We start from the raw sequence: 21,182 nt of genomic DNA, 5'->3' as shown, positions 1-21,182 counted from the left end.
AATAAACTTGATATCACCAAGCAAATCGGAAAAAGCCGCCGCCAACCACTTATTGCTTTTGATAACATCACGGTCACTCAGCAACTCAATTTATCCAAAGGATTATTGATCGGTAGTGAGCAATGGCAACTCAACACCCTTAACTTAAGCAGTTATCACTTACTCAAATTTGCCGATAAAAAAAGTCCATTATCATTAGCTGGCCAATGGAGCTTTGATACCGACATTGAAACAGCATTAAAGACATTACAAAAAGTCCAACCGTTACCTGATAATTTCACTATTCAAGGCCACAGTAAATTGAAGGCAGGTTTTGCATTAAGCGAAATAGACAACACCAGTCAGTTTGAAATGAAAATTCAACAGCAGTTATCATCCTTGTCAGGTCAATGGAATGATAAATCATTTAACGGTGGAGACGTGTTCGCCCAATGCCAATTTAACTGGCAGCAAGCTCACGATGATCTCACTTCACCTGCAGCCGAAAAGCACTTTGCTCATAGCCAATTAGTCTGCCCGCACACCGCAATCAGTTTACAGCAAGCTAAAATTGGTTTATCACTGACAAACTTGAATTTGAATGCCAATATCGAACTCAATAAAGACAGCAACAAAACACCGACCAATTGGTTACAGCAGGTCACAGGGTTAAGCGAAACCAACATCAACCTTACCGCCAGCGGTGACATGCTTGATGGACGCTTTTTATTACCTGAATTTGTGCTAAAACTGCATGATCAATCTTATGGATACTTATTATTACAAGGGTTGAGCCTAGAGAAATTTTTAGAAGAGCAACCGCAAGTGGGTGTTAAAGCCAATGGTTTATTTGATGGCGTATTACCCGCAGTACTGGTTGATGGTAAAGTGACGATTACCGGTGGCAAACTCGCCGCACGAGCACCTGGAGGATTAATTGAAGTTGCCGGAAATCCCGCAATGGATCAGCTAGAATTATCTCAACCATATCTTGGATTAGTCTTTACCGCACTTGAGCATCTTAACTATAGTGAATTGTCGAGCACATTTGACATGATACCCAATGGAGATGCCGAAGTTAATATTGCGGTGAAAGGCAACAGTCGTGGGATTGAGCGCCCTGTTCATCTCAATTATTCTCATCAAGAAAACTTAATTCAGTTATACAAAAGCACTCAGATCGGTAATCAAGTACAAAGCAAAATTGAAACAAAAGTCCAATAGCAGCATAAAAGGATCGCCCACGTGAAATATTCATCGACATATTTAATCAGTATCAGCACCATAATGGCATCGTTATGGCTATCAGCTTGCATGCCTACCGTAAAGATAGAGCCACCTGATAAGCCTATTGTCATTAACTTAAACGTTAAAATTGAACATGAAATTAGAATTAAAGTAGAAAAAGAGCTCAATAATTTACTTGAGAATGATGAGTTATTCTAAGCAGAGGTTATCAAGATGAAATCAAGATTCACTTTAGCCACTGCAGTATGCTTAACCAGTTTATTATGGTGTGCCACTGCTTGGGCAATGACATTGCAAGAGGCCAAAACGGCCAGACTAGTAGGCGAGCAATCAAACGGTTATTTAGGCGTTGTGATTCCATCACCTGAAACGCAACAGCTGGTGCTCACCGTTAATGCCAAACGTAAACACTATTATCAAATCATTGCTGACCGAAATAATATTAGCCTTGATAAAGTCGCAACCCTTGCGGCTCAAAAAGCCATTGAAGCAGCCGAAACGGGGCATATGATCCAAACGCCACAAGGAAAATGGCTAAAAAAATAACCACTTGAGTCACCTCAACGTGGTTATTTTTACAGATAGCAAACTATTACATAGTCGCCATAATCCAATAATCTAAGCGTTTTTGCGGGTCAGTTACAATCGTTTTACAAGAGTCTTTGTATTTTGACATTAATGCGCCTAAGTTATTCGACCCAGCTAATTTATCAATTTGTTTTTGTTTAGCTGTAGCAACATCTTTTTCAACTTGCTCAGGGGCACGATACTTACCCGCTATAGCCACAGCATCAATTGCAGAGGTTTTTAAACGATCACCTACCGCTTTCATTTGCGGAGCATTCATCGCACCGATCGCTTCTGAGCTAATTTGATAATACGCTGCACATTCAAGTAACTCGTCAGTGAATGCTTTTTCTGCAGCATCTTCTGCATGTGCAGTTACACTCATACATATAGCTGACACAGTAAAAACCCACATTGCAGATTTGTTCATGGTTGTTTCCCTTCGTTTTTTAGAAATTTGTAGATGACGTTAACGATTGATAATGCGCTAAACGAGATGTTAAAAAGTGTTCAACTTGAGGCCATTCGGTTTCAATAATCGAAAAAACCACAGTGTCACGAATAGTCCCGTCAGCTTGGATTTTATGATTGCGTAGTATGCCATCTTGCTTGGCACCTAATCGTGCTATCGCATTTCGAGACGCGTGATTATGCCAATGCGTCCTGAATTCGACCGCTATAGCATCCAAGGTGTTAAATGCATAACGGAGTAATAATAACTTGGACTCGGTATTAATCGCACTGCGTTGATAAGATTTAGCGTACCAAGTGTAGCCAATTTCGAGCCTACGATTAGGCTGGTCCCAGTGGCAAATACGAGTACAACCAATGATATTGCCAGAGACTTTATCTCGCACAGCAAACGCAATTGCTTCACCGTTATTTTCGCAGGCTAAAGCATACTCGACATATGCTTTCATACCATCAGCATTAGGAATTTGCGTAAACCACAAATTCCACAATTCGCCATCACTGGCAGCCAGAGTTAACCCAGGAACGTGATCTAGAGACAGTGGTTCTAAGATAACATGTTCACCCATTAAGCAATCTTGTCTATTAATCCAGCTCAAGTTAACGCTCCTTTTAGTTAAAGGTTACATTACCTTAACAGCATATAGATTTACAGCCAGCAACTACAATGTTTTTATCTATAGCGTAAAAACATTGTTTTGTGGTTACAACATAGCTTGCTAAAGACTAAGTCATTCTCTACTTTATAATTAAAAACCGTGATTAGCACTGCTCACCCTAAACCACCCAGCAATACTATTACGGGTTTTCATTGTTGGTTTGACTTCATGCGGGAAACGTTCACTTAAAAACAGTACCAAGGTACCAATTTTTGGATTAACGACTTCTAAAGGTAAATCAAACTCATCATAAATGATCAATTCACCGCCATCACAGTCTTGCCAATCTTGATTCAAGAAAAATACTGTCGATAAAATACGATTTTGGCTGCCATGCAGCGCATCAACATGTTTTTTATAAAAAGCACCCGGCTCATAAACAGCATAGTGACTTTCAAAGTCAAACAGTCCCATAAACAAACGACGATTTAGGCCATCTTTCAATTGGCTCATAATCGATAAATATTCACGGTCGGTATGATCTTGATTGTCTAACCAGCTAATTTTATCCGAGCGAATTTCAGTATTGATTTGTTGTTCAATACCTCGACCAATGGCAGCTTTTTTAAAATCAATATCTTGCTGAGCTTGCATTTTTTCAAGCAAGGCTAAACTTACATAATCAGGAATGATATCAGATAAAAGGATATACCCTTTATCGACTAACGCATCTGCGATCACATCCAGCATTGCTTCACTTACTTGCGAAACCATATATGCCACATCCAACAGAAAGACTACGCTTTGTACTTTACTCAAGGGCACAGAAAGGAAATTAAGGGCCTGATTTTCGAGGGGGCGTCATTACAAAGTATAATTGCCATACCTTGGTTATTTCGGCGATTTTATAGAATAAAACCGCCATGAACAACATTTATTAAAAACTTTAAAATCATCAACTTAAATCAAAATAAAACACAGTAAATAGGAAGCCCAGTAGTTAAATTTGACTGTGTGTTAATACGGTCTCGGTTGAATCATCGCTATGACTATCATCAAGCTGTTGTGCTTCACAGGCTGCAACATGACTTTGTTGCATCTTTAAGGCGAGATATAAATCTGAGCGAATAGTAATACCTTCTTCGCCCGACACCATATCTGTTTGTTCAAACCAGCTAATTAACTGCCGCTTACGCCCTGCCAAGACTAAACTGACACCACGCTTTCTTAATAACACATCGATGTCGGTCAGCATTGCCATTACGCTTAGATCTAAATGAGTAAAGCAAGGTACCGCATCTATAATCACACATTCGACCGTTTCAAGCTGGTTCTGCCGAGCAAAGCGTTCAAGTAGACGGCGCTTAAAATAGGTAGCATTAAAATAGGTCAACGGAGAATTGAACCGATAAATAAACACACCAGGTACCGATGAGGCTTTGTCGCTGCTATCTAAGCTGCGAATAATGCCTTTTGCATCCAGCCCCAACACTTGATCCGTCGGTCGCATAACCGTACGAAGAAACTGAAACAATCCTAATAACACAGCAAGAGTGATCCCAGGGATCACGCCAATAAAAAGTACTGCGAGGAAAGTGATTAAAGCTAAATAAAATGCTTGGCGATCACGTAAACGTAAGCCCCAAATCGCTTTTAAGTCGATAAGGTGCACAGACGCTATAACTAATACTACCCCGAGCGCTGCGCTGGGAATAAATTCTAACGGCGCGGTTAAAAAAACCGCCACTACGGCGATTAACACTGCAGCAATCACCGACACTAACTGGGTTTTGCCGCCATTAGCATCATTCACTGCGGTGCGAGAATCAGCACCACTCACGGCAAAACCTTGCGATAAAGCAGAAGCAATATTGGCTAAGCCTAAGGCTTTAAACTCTTTGTCCGCATCAATGTCGTAACCATTTTTTGCGGCAAAACTTCGCGCGGTCAGCATCATACTCACAAAACTGACCATGGCTAAGTTAAGTGCTGGCATCACTAATTCACGTGCAATACCGAGATTAAACACTGGTGCTTGAAATGATGGCAAGCCGCCTGCCACGCTACCAATAACCGCCACATCATAATCAGTTAAATGAAAAACCCACACCAATGCACCGCCTACTGCAATAGCAAACATTGATGCTGGCCATGTAGGTTTTAGTCGCTTCATCACAAAATAAACAACCACTGTGAGAATTGCCATCATCAACGTCGGAATATGAGTTTGTGATAAGTAACTTGGCGCACCACCTAGGCGTTCAAGCAAGTATTTTTCATCAAAGGTAAAACCGAATATTTTCGAGAATTGCCCCACAATAATGGTAATGGCAACACCGTTGAGTAGCCCCATCAGAATAGGTTTGGATAAGAAGTCGGCTAACACGCCTAATTTAAATCGACTCGCAATCAAGCACCAAAACCCTGTCATCACGGTCATGGTCATCACTAATTGCCAATGTTTTAGACTGTCGCCAGCGGCTAGTGGCGTCACAACAGCGGCAATTACCGCACACGTTGCAGCGTCAGGGCCAACGATAAGTTGTCTTGAGGTGCCAAATAAGGCGTAAATAAGCATCGGTAACACGCATGAATACAAACCTACTGCTGCATTGACGCCCGTTAACTGTGCGTACGCTATTGCAACAGGTAAAGCGACGGCGGCAACAGATAAACCTGCACGAACGTCATCTTTAAGCCAGCTTCTCTCGTAACGAGAAAAGGTTTCTAAACCAGGCATAAATCCATATAACCGACTCAGCAACACAACAACCTCAATAATAATAAAGTAGGTTGTTATCATAGTTTTATTTCAAATTAATTACGACATATTCACTAACGATAAATAAAATTTCATCAAAAAAAACGCCAAGCACGTTAGGCTTGGCGTTTTTCGTCATTAAATGGTGGATTAAACAAGAATGGATAAATGACGCAGAACGACAAATATCGTTACTGTAAACGTAATTGATATACCGCTGTTGTACCGCTAACTTCATTACCAATGAGTAATAATGGCAACCCGGTAGGACTGTATTGGCTAGCAATAAACTTCATTCCTTCAGGACCTAAATCCCCCGCTAAAGAAGCATCACCTTCCACTTCGCCAGTGTCGGTATCAATAACAAAGTCAGCATCAAAATTACGATTATGCACATAATCAACAAACGATACGGCAAAAGGATTAGTAATGTCATAAATCATAAAACCACCAGTGCGTTCTAAACCGATAAATGCATAAGTATGTGAACCTATTTGACCAATTGCTAGAGCTTCTGGCTCAGGTCCCTTATCGTCGCTGCGGCTATCACCTTTATTTTCATCGTTGTTATTATTGAAGTTCATTGCTAACAATGCGGCAGTAATACGTTCGAAGTCACCGCCACTGTCGAAAACTTGTTGTCCTTCTGCAGTCCAAATCGAAAATGAACGACCACCGTACGCGACTATTTTGTCCATCAAGCCGTCATTATTATCATCGCCCGTACTCGTGGTGACTTTTAAGCGCCCCAGTTGGGTTTTATCTTGTGCGGCGGCAAACTGCGGATGATTAGGATCTAAATTCAAATCTTCAGCTCGAGCTTCTTCAGAAAAACCATCATAGTCGCGCGCATCACCTTCGTTGGCTGTCACGATAAAATCAGTATTATTCCATCGATAGCTGGTAATAGTATCAGGCTGATACATGCCATAAACACCCGCATAAGCTTGTAAGTTTATGGCATCGTCTTTGTCACTGGCATCAATTTTATTAGCTTCTACACCAAAATCTTTAAGCCCTAGCGCAATAATCCGTTTCACTGTTGCTGTAGTGATATCAATTACCGCAATAGCATTGTTTTCTTGTAAACTGACATACGCAAATTGACTGTCTGCTGACACTGAAATGTATTCAGGCTCTAAGTCTTGCGCCACACTCGCGCCTGGGCCATTAATTTTAATCAATGGATTAAGCTCAGAATGACGACTTGCACCAATATTAAAATCTTTAAAATCAATCATAGTAGCTGTTGCTGCAGGCACACCATCGACAATGGCAATTAACGCAACAGAACCTTCAGGGTCAACATCATAAGCGCTATTAGGTTCACCTTCATCGGCAACTAACAACACACTACCGTCAGGGCTAAAAGTGACATTATCAGGTAATGCACCCACCTCAACGAACGACAAATAAACAGGTAACGCGCTTTCAGATAATCGATAAAACGCCACAATACCATTGCCTTGAGTGGCGTTACCTAACGCATCAGATCGCTCAACAGCTGCCGCTAACAAATTACCCGACACACTGACACTGTTTACTGCACCCAATAAGCTTAAACCGGTATCGGTGCTAATATTCAATTCGGTCTTTTTGGCAATATTATTTAAACTGTAACCAGCTTCAGCTTGAACGGCTGTTGTCGTTAATGCCGACAAATCGAGTACATCAACTTTACCACTTTGAGCATTCACTACAAATGCGCTCTGACTCAACGAATGATAATCCACAATTTCTGCCGCACTCAAGCCGTACACACCAGACTGATAACGACCGACTAAATCAACAGTAAGAGTATTTTGGGCAGCATTACAAATCGTTTGAGTTTGGTTACTATCAACCTCATTCATTTCTAATGCACCGTTACTATTAGTGTCTAATCCAGTGTCAATTTGCTGACCACCAAACATGCACTGAGCATCACCAACAGCAAGAGGAGTTATGCTGACTAAAGCAGACAAGCCATTATTACCACTGGCTCCGTCTACGCCATTATCACCCTTCGAGCCCATTTGGCCGTCATCGCCATCACATGCTGTGAGTAACATGGTGGTCATTATTGCAGACACTAGCAGTGCCGTTTTACCTTGAACAAAGCGCATCATAAACTAAAGTCCCGAATAGAAGTGGGTAATCTAAAGCGAATACACTAGTCAAAAACAATGAAGCTTTAATGACAAAAATGTTGCACTTATGTCTCTAAAACGCCTCAATTTAATGATTCTGTAAATATAAGATTAAACGCAAACGGCGCACATTATTCATTACAAAAATCAGCCGCAGTAAATGCTCCGTAACGTGGTAAACTAGCGTCGATTAAATTAGCATCTTCTGCAACACCTAAAGCACACGAGGTTCACGTGGTATCGCCATCAAAGTCAGACTCATCTCCAGCCTCAACGGGTATTCCTCACTTAGCGATGCTAATCCCTATGTTGGCCGCTATTGTCGCCATTACGCCTTTAGCCATCGACATGTACTTACCGGCGATGTCCATCTTGGCACTAGGCTTTGATACCGACATCACCACGGTACAACAGTCACTCAGTATTTACCTTGCAGGTTATGCATTAGGCATGCTGATATTTGGCCCACTTGCCGACAAAATTGGTCGTCGACCACTGGTTATTTTTGGGCTGTTAGGTTTCACCATTATCAGCTTACTAATTGCACTCAGCACTAGTATCGAACAGTTTTTGATGTTGCGTTTTGCGCAAGCACTCATTGGTGCAGCTGCCACGGTTGTGGTGCCGGGTTACATTAAAGAAATCTATGGTGATAACACCGCCAAAGGCATGTCTTATGTCAGTCTTATTATGATGTTAGCGCCATTGCTAGCCCCAACTATGGGCAGTTTAATTATGGAGCTCGGCGATTGGCACCTTATCTTTTTAAGCCAAAGTTGTTATGCCATCACATTATTGGCATTAGTATTATTTAAGCTAAAAATGCCCAGCGATAAAGACCTAGGCGGTCGTAGCCAAAAGACATTTTTAGGCGGTTACTACACAGTATTTGCTCGCAATGGTGTAAAACTGAATTTATCCAGCGGAGTATTAACGTCGTTTGCTTTCTTTTGTTACTTAACCGCTTCGCCATTTATTTACATGGAAGTGTTTAATTTAGATAAATCGCTGTTTGCGATTTTATTTAGCACCAATGTGGGAGCCTTGATGCTCGCCAACATTGTTAACTCTAGAGTGGTTACCCGGTTCGGATCTAAACGGATGTTGCATGTGTCAACATTCTTCGGGATTATTGCCGCAACGGGCTTGCTCGCGGTTAATTTACTTGATTTAAGCTATCACTTTACCGTATTAATGCTTATCCCTTTAATGGGTTCGCTCGGGGTAATGTCGGTCAATGCCGACGCCATTGTATTAATGAAGTTCAAACAAGAAACCGGCACCGCAACGGCCGTTATCGGCACGTTAAGATTTGGTTTTGGCGCAGTTGCGGGGCCACTGTTGGCGTATTTTTATGATGGTAGTGCAGTGCCCTTTTCAGCGCTGATGCTTGGCGCAATATTGCTAGTCGGCGTATGTCAGTTTTTTCAAAGTACCTTACCTAAAACTGAATAACGCCATACATCCCCATCACAACAATATTTAGAGGCCACGATTTTAGTGGTCTTTTTATTGCCCTTTTGTTTGCCATAAGTGATATCAGTATCTTTTTCAAAGGACCGATTACAGCACTTAACTATCAAACCATTCAAAACACCAAAAAACAGTTCATAAACATGAAATGATTTCAACCTAGATAAATAATTAACTAAAGGGGTTGCAGTAAAAATAAATTTACATAAGATAGGACTTAGTTACTCGTTCAGTAACAATGAAACCAGCCATTGGATATTGCGACAGCAATTTCAATCTTCGAGTTTGAATTACCCTTCAAACTTATTTTTTAAAACGATTACCGTCGTTGTATACAAGATACTGTTTACCATACGGTAACTTAACAAGGATTCATTTCATGGAAAAGCTTTCTGGCGCGAGTATGATCGTGCGCTCATTAATAGATGAAGGTGTCAGCCATATCTTCGGTTATCCCGGTGGTTCGGTGTTAGACATCTATGATTCTCTGCACAAAATATCCGGTATTGAACACATCCTAGTTCGTCATGAACAAGCTGCAGTGCACATGGCTGATGGTTATGCCCGAGCAACAGGCAAAGTTGGCGTCGTGTTAGTCACTTCAGGCCCTGGTGCAACCAATGCTATTACCGGTATTGCCACCGCTTACATGGATTCAATCCCGCTGGTTGTGTTGTCTGGTCAAGTGCCGAGTAATTTGATTGGTAATGATGCCTTCCAAGAATGCGACATGATTGGTATTTCTCGTCCTATCGTTAAGCACAGTTTTTTAATAACAGACGCTAAAGACATTCCTGAAACAGTTAAAAAAGCCTTTTTCATTGCCGCTACCGGTCGCCCTGGCCCTGTGGTCATTGATTTACCTAAAGACTGTTTAAGCCCAGATATACTGCATGATTATGTTTATCCGGACAGCGTTAAAATGCGTTCGTACAACCCCACTACATCGGGTCATAAAGGCCAAATTCGTCGTGGTTTACAAGCCCTGTTAGCGGCTAAAAAACCAGTATTATACGTCGGTGGTGGCGCGGTTATTTCGGGTTGTGATGCACAAATACTTGCCCTTGCCGAACGTTTAAACATCCCCGTCGTGAGTACCTTGATGGGTTTAGGCGCGTTTCCTGGCACCCATAAGCAGAGTTTAGGCATGCTAGGAATGCATGGTTTATACGAAGCGAATATGGCAATGCACAACACCGATTTAATCTTTGGTATTGGGGTCCGTTTTGACGACCGCACCACCAACAATGTTGAAAAGTATTGTCCTAACGCAACCATTTTACACATCGATATTGATCCATCTTCTATCTCTAAAACGGTTCGGGTCGATATTCCAATTGTTGGCTCTGCCGATAACATTTTAGACGGCATGTTAGATCTACTTGATGAATCAAAAGACACTAATGATGCTACCGCGATGGCTGCATGGTGGAGCGACATTGAAATTTGGCGTTCACGTAAGAGCTTAGAGTTCGATCGCACTACCGATAGAATCAAACCACAACAAGTTATTGAAACATTGTACAAGCTCACCAATGGTGACGCTTATGTGGCGTCGGATGTCGGCCAGCATCAAATGTTTGCCGCGTTATATTACCCGTTCGATAAACCACGTCGTTGGATTAACTCAGGTGGATTAGGCACCATGGGCTTTGGTTTGCCTGCGGCAATGGGCGTTAAAATGGCGTTCCCTGAAGCTACCGTGGTGTGCGTTACGGGTGATGGTTCTATCCAAATGAATATTCAGGAGCTTTCAACGGCACTGCAATATGATACTCCGGTTAAAATTATCAACCTAAACAACCGTTTCCTTGGCATGGTAAAACAGTGGCAAGACATGATTTATTCAGGTCGTCATTCCCATTCTTATATGGATTCTGTGCCTAATTTTGCAAAAATTGCTGAAGCCTATGGTCATGTTGGTATGAACATTAGTCACCCAGATGAACTTGAATCTAAGCTCGCTGAAGCGTTGGCGATGAAAGACAAGTTAGTGTTTGTTGATATCAGCGTAGATGAAACGGAACACGTTTACCCAATGCTCATTCGCGGCGGCGCGATGAACGAAATGTGGCTAAGCAAAACGGAGAAAAGCTAATGCGTCGTATAATTTCTGTATTACTTGAAAACCAACCAGGCGCATTGTCACGAGTAGTGGGATTATTTTCTCAACGTGGCTACAACATCGAAAGCTTAACCGTTGCGCCGACTGAAGATGTGACCTTGTCACGCTTAAATATTACCGTGATTGCCAATGAAAATATTCTTGAGCAAATTGAAAAGCAATTGCACAAGCTTATCGATATTTTGAAAGTGGCTAATATCACAGAATCGGCCTACATTGAACGCGAAATTGCGTTGGTGAAAGTAAAAGCCCAAGGCGAACAACGCGAAGAAGTGAAGCGAACAGCTGATATTTTCCGCGGTCAAATCGTTGATGTTACGGCCAATCTATATACCATTCAAATGGTTGGCACCAGTGATAAAATTGATGCGTTTATCCATGCTATTAGCGACACAACTAAGGTGATTGAAATATCACGTTCAGGCGTGGTCGGTTTAGCCAGAGGTGAAAAGTCAATGAGAGCCTAATGGCTTATTGATATAAAAAAGCAGAGCCCTATTGGACTCTGCTTTTTTATTGGCTATTTAATGCAGAATGGCGTGATAACACATTCACTGAATCATTAATTGAAATGGTTCTTTAATAATAAAACGTTCAGCTCTCATGACGTTCAAATAACATAACCTCTAAATCACATAACCTTTATATCTGATGGCATTCAAACCTCAAAAAGTTCAAATGCTCTCAAAGTTATCAGTCAACCCAATCGAACACGGAAACCTTCCTGTAATTTAACTGTATAAAGGTTTACTTACTACCGGCTTAGCTTCAACAATATAGCGATACTCAGCATTGCCACTCAATTGGTCAAACGGATAACAGGTTATCAAGGTTAAATGACTTTCAGCTGTGGGAGCCAGCACATCTAAGTCGGTTTCATGCACCACATGAGTGGTAGTAATTTGATATAACACTCGCTCACCTGCTGTGCTATAAAGCTCAATCATGTCGCCAACCTTAACGTATTGTAAACGCATAAAATGACTGTCTCGATGGCCGGCAATAATCATATTGCCCTGCTCACCCAACGCCGCCCCCGCTAACATTAACCCAGGCCCAAAGGCTAAATTACGCCCAGATGCCCCTGCTAATACGTACAAGTCACTGCCTAAAGGTTGCAAGCTATCATTGTGTTGTTGCAACACACGCATCTTAGCTACCGGATGAGTGTCTGCCCAAGACCAGGGTTTATGTGGTTGGCTATCTGCCAAGGTTTTTTCAAAAGCCCGTTCAATTAAAAACTGGGCAAAATGGGCTTTAGCTTGCATATAACCTCCCTGTAATAATAATGCACATCCCAGTACGCTTAGAAGCACAATCACAATCCAATGCTTGGTCGGTGATATTGTTCGCTGCATATTTCCGCTCCTGTTTAATCATGTGATTCAATCACTAACAATTGGCCTGGTAAGCGTTGTCTTAACCATAAATAGTGCAACAATCCTAAGCCTAATAAACTAAAACCAATTAATAACCATAATCGACTAGCGGTACCGGTTTGTGGCAATACTTGCGACGATTGAGCTGCATTTAATCCATGGGGCATATGCGGTTGTAACTGCACATCTATTGGGCTATCAATCAATGGATTAACCGGAGTCACATCCACAGCAACTAAACTGGTCTGGCTGGTCACTAAGTGATACAGCAAGCCTAATGCTTCAACTTGCTTATTAACGCGGTCGCGGCTGGCATTGTCTTTATAAAGCTCAAGTGATGTTATTTGCGCATTTGCCCATAATAAATCAATCCCCTTAGCTGCTTGGTTTTCTTCAAAATCAAGTTGTTGCTGCCAATACTGACCATTAATGCTGCCAGACACTATGATAGGCTGTTGTTGGTGTGACGCCGATTTAATGCTTACCCAAAGGGGGTCATTTTGGTATAAATCACTAATGGTGGTCGGCCAATAATCCGGTACGCTGCCATCAAGATAGTACAAGCCAATATTGGTCAACACGGGTTGCTCTATTTTATTAAGTAATTGCTCAATTTTTTGCTGCACTTCAGACTCTTTGCCAATGTAGGTAAATGTTCCTCGCCCCATTGTTGCTGCTCGGCGCATAAAATCTGAGTTCGGCGCAGAGCCAATACCAACCGTAAATAATCGGCTGTCACCTAACTGATCGTTAATAAGTTGATACAACTCATGTTCATTGCCAACGGCACCGTCGGTCATAAAAATCACTTGGCGTAACATTTCACTGTGGGCATCGGTTTGATCAGAATCTTGCTGCACGCTGTCCACCAGCGCAGTTTGTAATGCACTGCGCATTTCGGTGCCACCGTCAGCGTCTAATGACTGAATAAATCGATTTGCTTTGCCAATATTACGGCTATTAGCAGGCAATGGCGTGACAGATAACATTGTTACGTCACTATTAAATTCAATAATATTAAAGCTGTCGATGTCACGCAGTCCCGCTAGTGCGAACTGTAATGCTTGCTTGGCTTGAGTGATAGACTGGCCAGACATAGAACCAGACGTATCGATAACTAAAATCAGTTCTCTGGCAATAAGGTGTTGCTCGCTTACTTCCACACTCGGCGGCATTAACATCACTAGCGAGTACATATTGTTATCAACCGGATTAGGTTGTCTTTGTGCAGTTTCTGAACGCTCATCGCTATTGTCTGCTAAATGGGTTTTACCGGTTTGATAAAACGTCGCAGCTTGTGGTACTGCGCCTACATTAGCTTGCCATTGCAATACAAAATCACGGTCGGCAATTTGTTTACCGACAAAGTTAACACTGTAATGATTACCTACATTAGATTGCTTAATCGGATGATAGAGACTGTCGAGTGACGTTAGTTCAAAACCAGCATCAATGTTCACCTGCATCTTTACATCTAGTGCAGGCCTGACGTGCTTAACAGTTGTCGCAGTATTAGCACTCGATGGCATGGCCAATGGCAGCTGCTCGGTAGTGCGGTCAGCTTGCGGGTTATAACGCGGCGTTATCGCTAATGGAAAACGTAAACTAAACAGCCCATCACGATACTCAACCTTTTGTTGATAACTAATTTCGACCACGAGTTGTTCGTGTGGCCCTAAATTGGCCACATCTGAGGTAAACAAATTGCGTCGTTGTTGCTGTAACAAACTCGCTTGCTTACCTTGTTTTTTGGCGTTTTCAAAAGTCTGCAATGCTTGTTTTTTAGGTTGAATTTGTCCTGCTATGACTTTGTCGCCAATGCGTAACAGCATGCTATCGACCGCTGCAGTTTCAGGTAACGGGAATAAGTATCGCCCATTCACCCATTGATCAGAATCATTGATAAACACTTGCTTAACCGTGACCCGATTGAGTAATCCCGACACATCCATGCTCACTTGTGTATCTAGCGCAAAAGCTTGTATAACTTGATTTTGTTGAAAGTACTCTAATGTGCCTTGAGTGATATCGTCTTCTTGATATCCAGACGGTGATGCAAATGCCGTCGTAATACTGGCATAAATGACAAACAACAAACCAAAACACAGCGATTTACAAACATTTTTAATAGACAAATGTGAGATTAAAAACAACGGGCGCATACTAGCTCCTCACCCATTTAGGCTACAACACCAATGTTTGCGCCTAGATGGGTAATATTCAAAACAAAAAGGAAAATAGACGTGTAAATTTAGTTAGCAGCAAGTTCAGCACCTGGGGCTAATAACTTGAGCGTCACGCGACGATCAAAAAAGTCGTTTTCAAAGTTTTGTTCCTGGTGCATTGGCAACGTTGAACCATAAGCCTGTCCATGCAAACGCTCGCGGGCAATGCCTTGGGTAACTAAGTATTGTGTCACTTCGGCTAAACGCTGTTCAGACAAGGCTTGGTTGAAATCATTATCACCACGTCGATCGGCATAACCGGTTAAATCAATGGTTAATTCTGGTGACAAGCTCATCATGTAAGCCACATTATCTAATTGTTGTTCAAATAACGGCTCAATATGGCTCGATCCGGTTTTAAACTGCACATTCATCCCAATGGTTAACTCATTAAGTGTTTGTTGTTGATTCGCTTTTTGTTCAGCCAAGTTAGACTGTAATTGATAATATTTCTCCGACACTTGCTCCAACGACTGCTGCTTAGTGCTCAATGCCATTAATTGCTCATTAGTTTGCGTTAATTTTTGCTCTTGCTGCACCAATTGTTGTTTCTGGACGCTGAGTTCTGCTTCATCGCCAACCGACTTACCAATAAACGTACCCGTAAATGCACCAATAATGGCACCCACTGGGCCGCCGATAACTGCGCCAAGTAAAATCCCAGAACTCAAACCCACTAGCTCTTCTGTGTGTTCGCGCTCTTCGCTCATGTCATTGTCATTTGCCCAGCTGACGTTTGTTATCATCATGGTAGAAATAATTGTTGCGGCAATAAGTTGCTTTTTCATAAAGAATCCCTTTTAGCGGTTGTTTAAAAAATGATGGTTATCATCAATACATGGGTTAATGCGTTGTTGATTAACTCTATGTCGCTATTAAACACCTCATAGGTGGCTTTATTGGGGAGCAAAAATGGCAATGTGGCGATCAAATGTGGCAACAATATGGCAATTGCCGTCAACGGCTTTTTTGGACCATAAAATCCTGTATAGTCAGCACTGTATCTATTTATCAGCCTATTAATTGAAATCATCCCATGAAACGAATTGCCATTGTTGAAGACGAAGCCGCTATCCGCGAAAATTACAAAGATGTCCTGCAACAGCAAGGGTATAGTGTTCAAGCCTATGCAAATCGCCCCGCAGCCATGCTCGCCTTTAATGCCCGCTTACCAGACCTAGCCATTATTGATATTGGTTTAGAGCATGAAATAGACGGCGGCTTTACCCTATGCCAGGCATTGCGTGCAATGTCGAGCAGCCTACCTATTATTTTTTTAACTGCACGCGACAGTGACTTTGACACTGTGTGTGGTCTGCGTTTAGGGGCCGATGACTATTTAACAAAAGAAGTCAGTTTCCCCCATTTAATGGCCCGTATTGCGGCCCTATTTCGTCGTTCAGAATTAATCGGTTCAAGCCCAATAGAAGACAACTTACTTGAGCGCGGCCACCTCACCATCGATGGCAATCGCATTCAGGTATATTGGAAATCGCAACCCATTGAACTGACCGTGACCGAGTTTTGGATGGTTCATGCCATGGCCAAACACCCAGGACATGTGCGTAGCCGTCAGGATTTAATGCAAGAAGCTAAAATTTACGTCGACGACAGCACGATCACCTCGCACGTTAAGCGCATTAGGAAAAAGTTTATCGTTATCGACGCTGAGTTTGACTGTATCGATACCGTTTATGGCATGGGCTACCGCTGGGACAATATCTAACAGATGAATTTACCGATAGGGCTGCGTGCCAAGGTCGTCATTTTGTCGCTGTTTTTACTCTGCCTACCATGGCTTGGGTATGAATATGTGTGGGAAATGGAAAAGTACCTGCGTTATGGCCAAGAAAAAACCCTTGAAGGCACCACTCAAGCGCTTGCTACGGCGCTACATGAGCGACCAAAATTATTTGACAACCAAGCCAGCTTTTTAAACCAAGTCGAGAAAGGCCGTGATTTATACGCCTACCCGTTAGCTGGGCCCATTCAACTCGACGGTAAACTGAGTGACTGGGATTTATACCAACATCGCACCCTTAACTATTCAGACAAACATGTTATTTATCAGCGCAGCGAAACTGAGCCAATCGATATTAGCTTTAGCCATATGGTGGGCAAATACGGCGGCTATTTATACGGATTTTTCAACGTCAATGACCCGAACCTGATTTTCCGTAACCGTAAAAGCTTACGCATTGATAGAAACGATCACTTAGTCATGGCAACTCAATCGCCCGATGGCATGTTCAGGCGTTATATTATTGCCAATACCCAAAGTGGTTGGCTTAGTGCGTTTGAATTACCCGCCGACCCGAGCCAATCGATGCCAGTTACCCCAGAAGTGCGCATTCAAGGCCAGTGGTTAAAAACCGACAAGGGATACAATATTGAGTTTAGACTGCCACTCGAAATGGTAGGCAGCAAATTAGGCTTTGCGATTCATAATGTAAACGATACAAAAACACGTCAATTAGTGAATGTTATCGGTACCTCAGCCACCGACTCAGTAGCCAGTTTAGGCACGGTGTTAGTGCCCTCGCCTGAAATTGAAAATATCATTAAAGGCATGAGCCACAACAGCTCACGTATTTGGGTCGTCGATAATCATGGCCGCGTACTGGCAAAATCTGGTGATATTCGTTCATCGTCCAACACCTGGGCAGATGATATCGAGGTCAATCAACCTGAGTCTTTTTGGCTGCACTTTAAACAGCAATATATTCTGCCGTTATACTACAAAATATTAACTCGTCCGCCACAAGACTTTATCGATTCACTGCAAGACTCAACTGAACTCACTGGTAGCCACATTGAAAAAGCCTTAAGCGGCAAACAAGGCTCTACATGGCGCTTAACGCCAGACAACAAAGCCGTGGTATTAGCAGCAGCAAGCCCTATATGGATTGACGATAAAGTCATGGGGGTAGTTATTGCAGAAGAAACCACTCACGGCATTCGCAGCCTGCGTAACCGCGCCTTGGAAAAACTGTTTAACGTCATATTAACTATTATGAGCATGGGCACATTAGCCTTGTTTATTTTTGCCTCGAGTATTTCAAGCCGCATCCGCCGTTTACGTGATCAGGCCGAACTCGCTATCGACAGCCAGGGCCGAGTAAGACAGCAGATTGTGGCATCAAAAAACCGAGATGAAATCGGTGATTTGTCACGCAGCTTTTCAAGTATTGTCAGCCGCCTTGGGCAATACACTCATTATTTAGAAAACATGTCGTCGCGTTTATCGCACGAACTTCGTACCCCTGTTGCCGTGGTGCGCAGTTCACTTGAACACTTAGGTTTACAACAGCTAGACGAGCAATCACAAAAGTATGTTAACCGTGCCCAAGAAGGTGTCAGCCGCTTACACCTTATTTTAAATAACTTAAGCGAAGCAACTCGTCTTGAAGCCAGTTTGACCCAAGCTGAAAGCTGTCGTTTTTCATTAAAGAAAGTGATTAGCGGTTGTATGCAAGGCTACCAAATTACCTATCCAGACCAACTATTTACGGTTCACATCGAAGACAAAGTTATGTCCTGCGACGGTGTACCGGAATACATCGCCCAATTAATGGATAAACTGATCAACAATGCCATTGAGTTTAGCCAACCAGCTAGTGCCATCACTGTCAGCCTGACCCAACATCATAAACAGGCGATATTAAAAGTCAGTAACACTGGTCCTTTACTGCCAAAAGACATGAACAGCCAAATTTTTGAATCTATGGTGTCTATCAGGCCTCAAGGTATTAATGGTAAGCCTCATCTTGGCTTAGGCTTGTACATTGCCCGATTAGTTACCGACTTCCACCATGGCAGCATCAAAGCAACCAACATGATAGAGAACGGCATTGAAGGGGTTGAAATATGCCTGACGTTACCCTTGAGTGATGAAAAATAGTCAACCACAGCATTTAGGCGCTTTTATTTAGGTTTGTTGGTGCTAGGATGATGAACATCAGTAGATCATTCACCGTAGCGCATTTATCCATGTCATTGATATTTGCTAATAAACATTAGCTAAAACATAAACCATGGACTCTACACATAATGGAAATAACAACATGAGCAAAGACGATAAACTGGCCACCCAAATTGTTAGCGTTGGCCGCGACAAAAAGTTCACTAAAGGCATTATTAATCCGCCAGTATTTAGAGCATCAACAGTGGTATTCGACACCATGGATGAGATGCGTTTTGCGATTAAAAACAAAACCAACGGTGAAATGTTTTACGGTCGTCGCGGTACCCCAACTCATTTTTCATTTCAACAAGCCATATGCGAACTTGAAGGTGGCGCTGGCACGGCGTTATACCCTTCTGGTGCGGGCGCGATCAGCAGCGCTTTATTATCATTTTTAAAAAGTGGCGACCATTTATTAATGGTCGACACCGCCTATGAACCCACTCGCGATTTATGCAATAAAATGCTGGCAGGTTTTGGTATCGAAACCACCTATTACGACCCAATGATTGGTGCAGGCATTCGTGAGTTAATTCGTCCTAACACCAAGGTATTATTTTTAGAATCACCAGGTTCTATCACCATGGAAGTGCAAGATGTACCAACGCTTAGCCGTATCGCTCACGAACATGATGTTATTGTAATGCTGGATAATACCTGGGCATCACCGATTAATTCTCGTCCATTTGATATGGGTGTCGACATCTCTATTCAAGCCGCCACCAAGTACATTGTCGGCCATTCTGATGTGATGATGGGTACAGCCACTGCCAATGAACAGCATTGGGAACAACTGCGCGAAAACAGTTACTTAATGGGCCAAACTACCTCGCCGGATGACGTCTATTTAGCCGCGCGAGGCTTACGTACCTTAGGAGTACGTATGGCACAACATAATAAAAATGCTTTAAAAGTGGCTAATTGGTTGGCGACGCGTCCAGAAGTGGATCATGTCCGTCATCCAGCATTTGATACTTGCCCTGGTCACGAGTTTTTTAAACGCGATTTTAGCAGCGGTAACGGTTTGTTCTCGTTTGTACTTAAGCAAGGTGACTTAGCGTCAGTCACTGCTTTTGTCGAAAATATGGCCCATTTTAAAATGGGCTTTTCCTGGGGTGGTTTCGAAAGCTTAATTTTAGGGGTGTTCGGTATTAACAATATCCGTACGGCTACCCAATGGGACAGCAGCAAACCATTAATACGCTTACACATTGGACTTGAAGATGCCGATGATTTAATTGCCGATCTCGATGCTGCATTTAGCCGATATAATGCAAAACTACAAAAATAGTCTCTACTCATTATTGACGCAAGAAACGTGTACACTGTTATGAAAAAATTTTTATGGACTGTAGAAACTAAAAGGGAATAAATGAATATCATCAAAATGGTCATACTCAGCTTGTGCATTAGCATTGGCTATTATGCATTAACTATCGTGGCAATTGGCCAGTCTGCTGCCGGCAACTTATTGTGGTGGTTTAATAGTAGTGAATATCCATTACTAGCTCACCTTGCGCAGAACTTAATTGGTATCGGCTTAGCCGCGTTAATTCCTGCATTTCTAGTCAAAAGTTACGAGCCAGCAAGACAATGGATAGCCATCACCATAGTGATTTTAGGTGCCATGTTATTGCACGGCAATATTCATTACATGCCATGGGATCCAATGGGTATTGTGAGGTTTGTAAACAACACCTTGTTTTACGGTGATATCGGTGCAAAAGTGCTGTTTTTCTATATCTTACTGCTCCCTGTATTGTGGTTGTTACTGCTTAAACGGATGGCTCGTATTTAGCAAAACCAGAATTAGAGCGCTAAACAAAAACAGATTTAACACACCTTACTAGTTAGGATGACAAACAATCTAAGCCCTGAGCCATTATCGTCTCAGGGCTTTTTTACTCTCAATAAAAGCTATTGAAATAATCACTAAGCAGTTAGCGAAACCGTTGTTCAAAACATACTTTTGGTCACTGTGAAAATGATACAAATCTCAGCGTGCTCATGCGATGATATCGCCCGCCAAATTTAAATTACGCTACAAATGAAATGTTATATCACTCTTGTCGGTCTTATTATGTACACCACCATTTAACTGCAAGAGTATAACTATGTGTAGCACACCGAAAACCAACCTAGCCGCTGCCACACCCAAAGTCCCCTTTCGTAGCTTTATGGCAAGCATGACATTGGCACAACGACAACAGTTCGCCGAAGTCGCAAACCGTGCCGATGAACGACGTAAAATAAGAGAAGATC

At 42.3% G+C, this 21,182-nt stretch carries 18 protein-coding genes; 10 read left to right on the top strand and 8 right to left on the bottom strand.

All coding sequences use genetic code 11. The features are described from left to right. The 3 genes from H5202_RS06925 to H5202_RS06915 all read left to right on the top strand — a co-directional run. On the top strand, positions 1-1,203 hold a 1,203-nt coding region (locus tag H5202_RS06925), incomplete at its 5' end, for a YdbH domain-containing protein (RefSeq protein WP_182771420.1). A gap of 63 nt (positions 1,204-1,266) precedes the next feature. Continuing rightward, positions 1,267-1,425 carry a YnbE family lipoprotein gene (locus tag H5202_RS06920; protein WP_182771425.1) on the top strand — a complete coding sequence of 53 codons (159 nt, stop codon included), beginning with the start codon at positions 1,267-1,269 and terminating at the stop codon, positions 1,423-1,425. A 15-nt stretch (positions 1,426-1,440) separates the two neighbouring features. Then, entirely contained in the window at positions 1,441-1,773 is a 333-nt protein-coding gene (locus H5202_RS06915; protein ID WP_182771419.1) for a YdbL family protein, read from the top strand. Between the two features lie 46 nt (positions 1,774-1,819). On the opposite strand, the gene H5202_RS06910 is transcribed toward H5202_RS06915, so the two are convergent. The 5 genes from H5202_RS06910 to H5202_RS06890 all read right to left on the bottom strand — a co-directional run bounded on the left by H5202_RS06910 (position 1,820) and on the right by H5202_RS06890 (position 7,733). After that, a complete protein-coding gene (locus tag H5202_RS06910) occupies positions 1,820-2,224 on the bottom strand; it encodes a hypothetical protein (protein ID WP_182771418.1) in 405 nt (134 codons plus the stop codon). A gap of 19 nt (positions 2,225-2,243) precedes the next feature. After that, positions 2,244-2,834: a GNAT family N-acetyltransferase gene (locus H5202_RS06905; protein WP_182771424.1), complete on the bottom strand. Its 591-nt coding sequence runs from the start codon at positions 2,832-2,834 to the stop codon at positions 2,244-2,246. Positions 2,835-3,014: 180 nt separating this feature from the next. Beyond that, on the bottom strand, positions 3,015-3,638 hold the full coding sequence (locus H5202_RS06900) for a 2OG-Fe(II) oxygenase (protein ID WP_182771417.1): 624 nt from the start codon (positions 3,636-3,638) through the stop codon (positions 3,015-3,017). Between the two features lie 226 nt (positions 3,639-3,864). Next, entirely contained in the window at positions 3,865-5,667 is a 1,803-nt protein-coding gene (locus tag H5202_RS06895) for a SulP family inorganic anion transporter (RefSeq protein WP_443019356.1), read from the bottom strand. A 149-nt stretch (positions 5,668-5,816) separates the two neighbouring features. Continuing rightward, positions 5,817-7,733 (bottom strand): choice-of-anchor I family protein, encoded by a 1,917-nt coding sequence (locus H5202_RS06890; protein WP_259397221.1) that lies wholly within the window; start codon positions 7,731-7,733, stop codon positions 5,817-5,819. A gap of 315 nt (positions 7,734-8,048) precedes the next feature. Between H5202_RS06890 and H5202_RS06885 the strand changes: the two genes are divergently transcribed. The 3 genes from H5202_RS06885 (at position 8,049) to ilvN (ending at position 11,819) form a co-directional block, all read left to right on the top strand. Continuing rightward, positions 8,049-9,209, top strand: a complete 1,161-nt coding sequence (locus H5202_RS06885) for a multidrug effflux MFS transporter (RefSeq protein ID WP_182771421.1) — start codon at positions 8,049-8,051, stop codon at positions 9,207-9,209. Between the two features lie 397 nt (positions 9,210-9,606). Further along, complete coding sequence (locus tag H5202_RS06880; RefSeq protein ID WP_011637095.1) at positions 9,607-11,325, top strand: acetolactate synthase 3 large subunit; 1,719 nt, start codon at positions 9,607-9,609, stop codon at positions 11,323-11,325. Then, positions 11,325-11,819 (top strand): acetolactate synthase small subunit, encoded by a 495-nt coding sequence (ilvN, locus tag H5202_RS06875; RefSeq protein WP_011637094.1) that lies wholly within the window; start codon positions 11,325-11,327, stop codon positions 11,817-11,819. Before H5202_RS06880 ends, ilvN begins: the two co-directional genes overlap by 1 nt. Positions 11,820-12,083: 264 nt before the next feature. Here ilvN and H5202_RS06870 read toward each other — a convergent pair whose 3' ends face one another. From H5202_RS06870 to pdsO, 3 genes are all read right to left on the bottom strand, one after another. Next, entirely contained in the window at positions 12,084-12,710 is a 627-nt protein-coding gene (locus H5202_RS06870; RefSeq protein WP_059745022.1) for a class GN sortase, read from the bottom strand. A 14-nt stretch (positions 12,711-12,724) separates the two neighbouring features. Beyond that, positions 12,725-14,893 (bottom strand): marine proteobacterial sortase target protein, encoded by a 2,169-nt coding sequence (locus tag H5202_RS06865; protein ID WP_182771416.1) that lies wholly within the window; start codon positions 14,891-14,893, stop codon positions 12,725-12,727. A gap of 89 nt (positions 14,894-14,982) precedes the next feature. Further along, positions 14,983-15,744 (bottom strand): sortase-associated OmpA-like protein PdsO, encoded by a 762-nt coding sequence (pdsO, locus tag H5202_RS06860; RefSeq protein WP_182771415.1) that lies wholly within the window; start codon positions 15,742-15,744, stop codon positions 14,983-14,985. Positions 15,745-15,992: 248 nt separating this feature from the next. Here pdsO and pdsR point away from each other — a divergent pair, with 248 nt between their 5' ends. From pdsR to H5202_RS06840, 4 genes are all read left to right on the top strand, one after another. Beyond that, positions 15,993-16,682, top strand: a complete 690-nt coding sequence (gene pdsR / locus H5202_RS06855) for a proteobacterial dedicated sortase system response regulator (protein ID WP_011637090.1) — start codon at positions 15,993-15,995, stop codon at positions 16,680-16,682. 3 nt (positions 16,683-16,685) lie between these two features. Beyond that, positions 16,686-18,857: a proteobacterial dedicated sortase system histidine kinase gene (pdsS, locus tag H5202_RS06850; RefSeq protein ID WP_182771414.1), complete on the top strand. Its 2,172-nt coding sequence runs from the start codon at positions 16,686-16,688 to the stop codon at positions 18,855-18,857. A gap of 163 nt (positions 18,858-19,020) precedes the next feature. Next, positions 19,021-20,211: a cystathionine beta-lyase gene (locus tag H5202_RS06845; protein WP_182771413.1), complete on the top strand. Its 1,191-nt coding sequence runs from the start codon at positions 19,021-19,023 to the stop codon at positions 20,209-20,211. 81 nt (positions 20,212-20,292) lie between these two features. Further along, the gene (locus H5202_RS06840) at positions 20,293-20,718 is read left to right on the top strand and encodes a hypothetical protein (protein WP_182771412.1); all 426 of its coding nucleotides are present in this window, start codon (positions 20,293-20,295) and stop codon (positions 20,716-20,718) included. The last annotated feature ends 464 nt before the right edge of the window (positions 20,719-21,182 follow it).

It is taken from the genome of Shewanella sp. SG41-4 (assembly GCF_014164505.1).
Taxonomy (GTDB): domain Bacteria; phylum Pseudomonadota; class Gammaproteobacteria; order Enterobacterales; family Shewanellaceae; genus Shewanella.
This window is presented reverse-complemented; position numbering and strand designations above follow the sequence as displayed.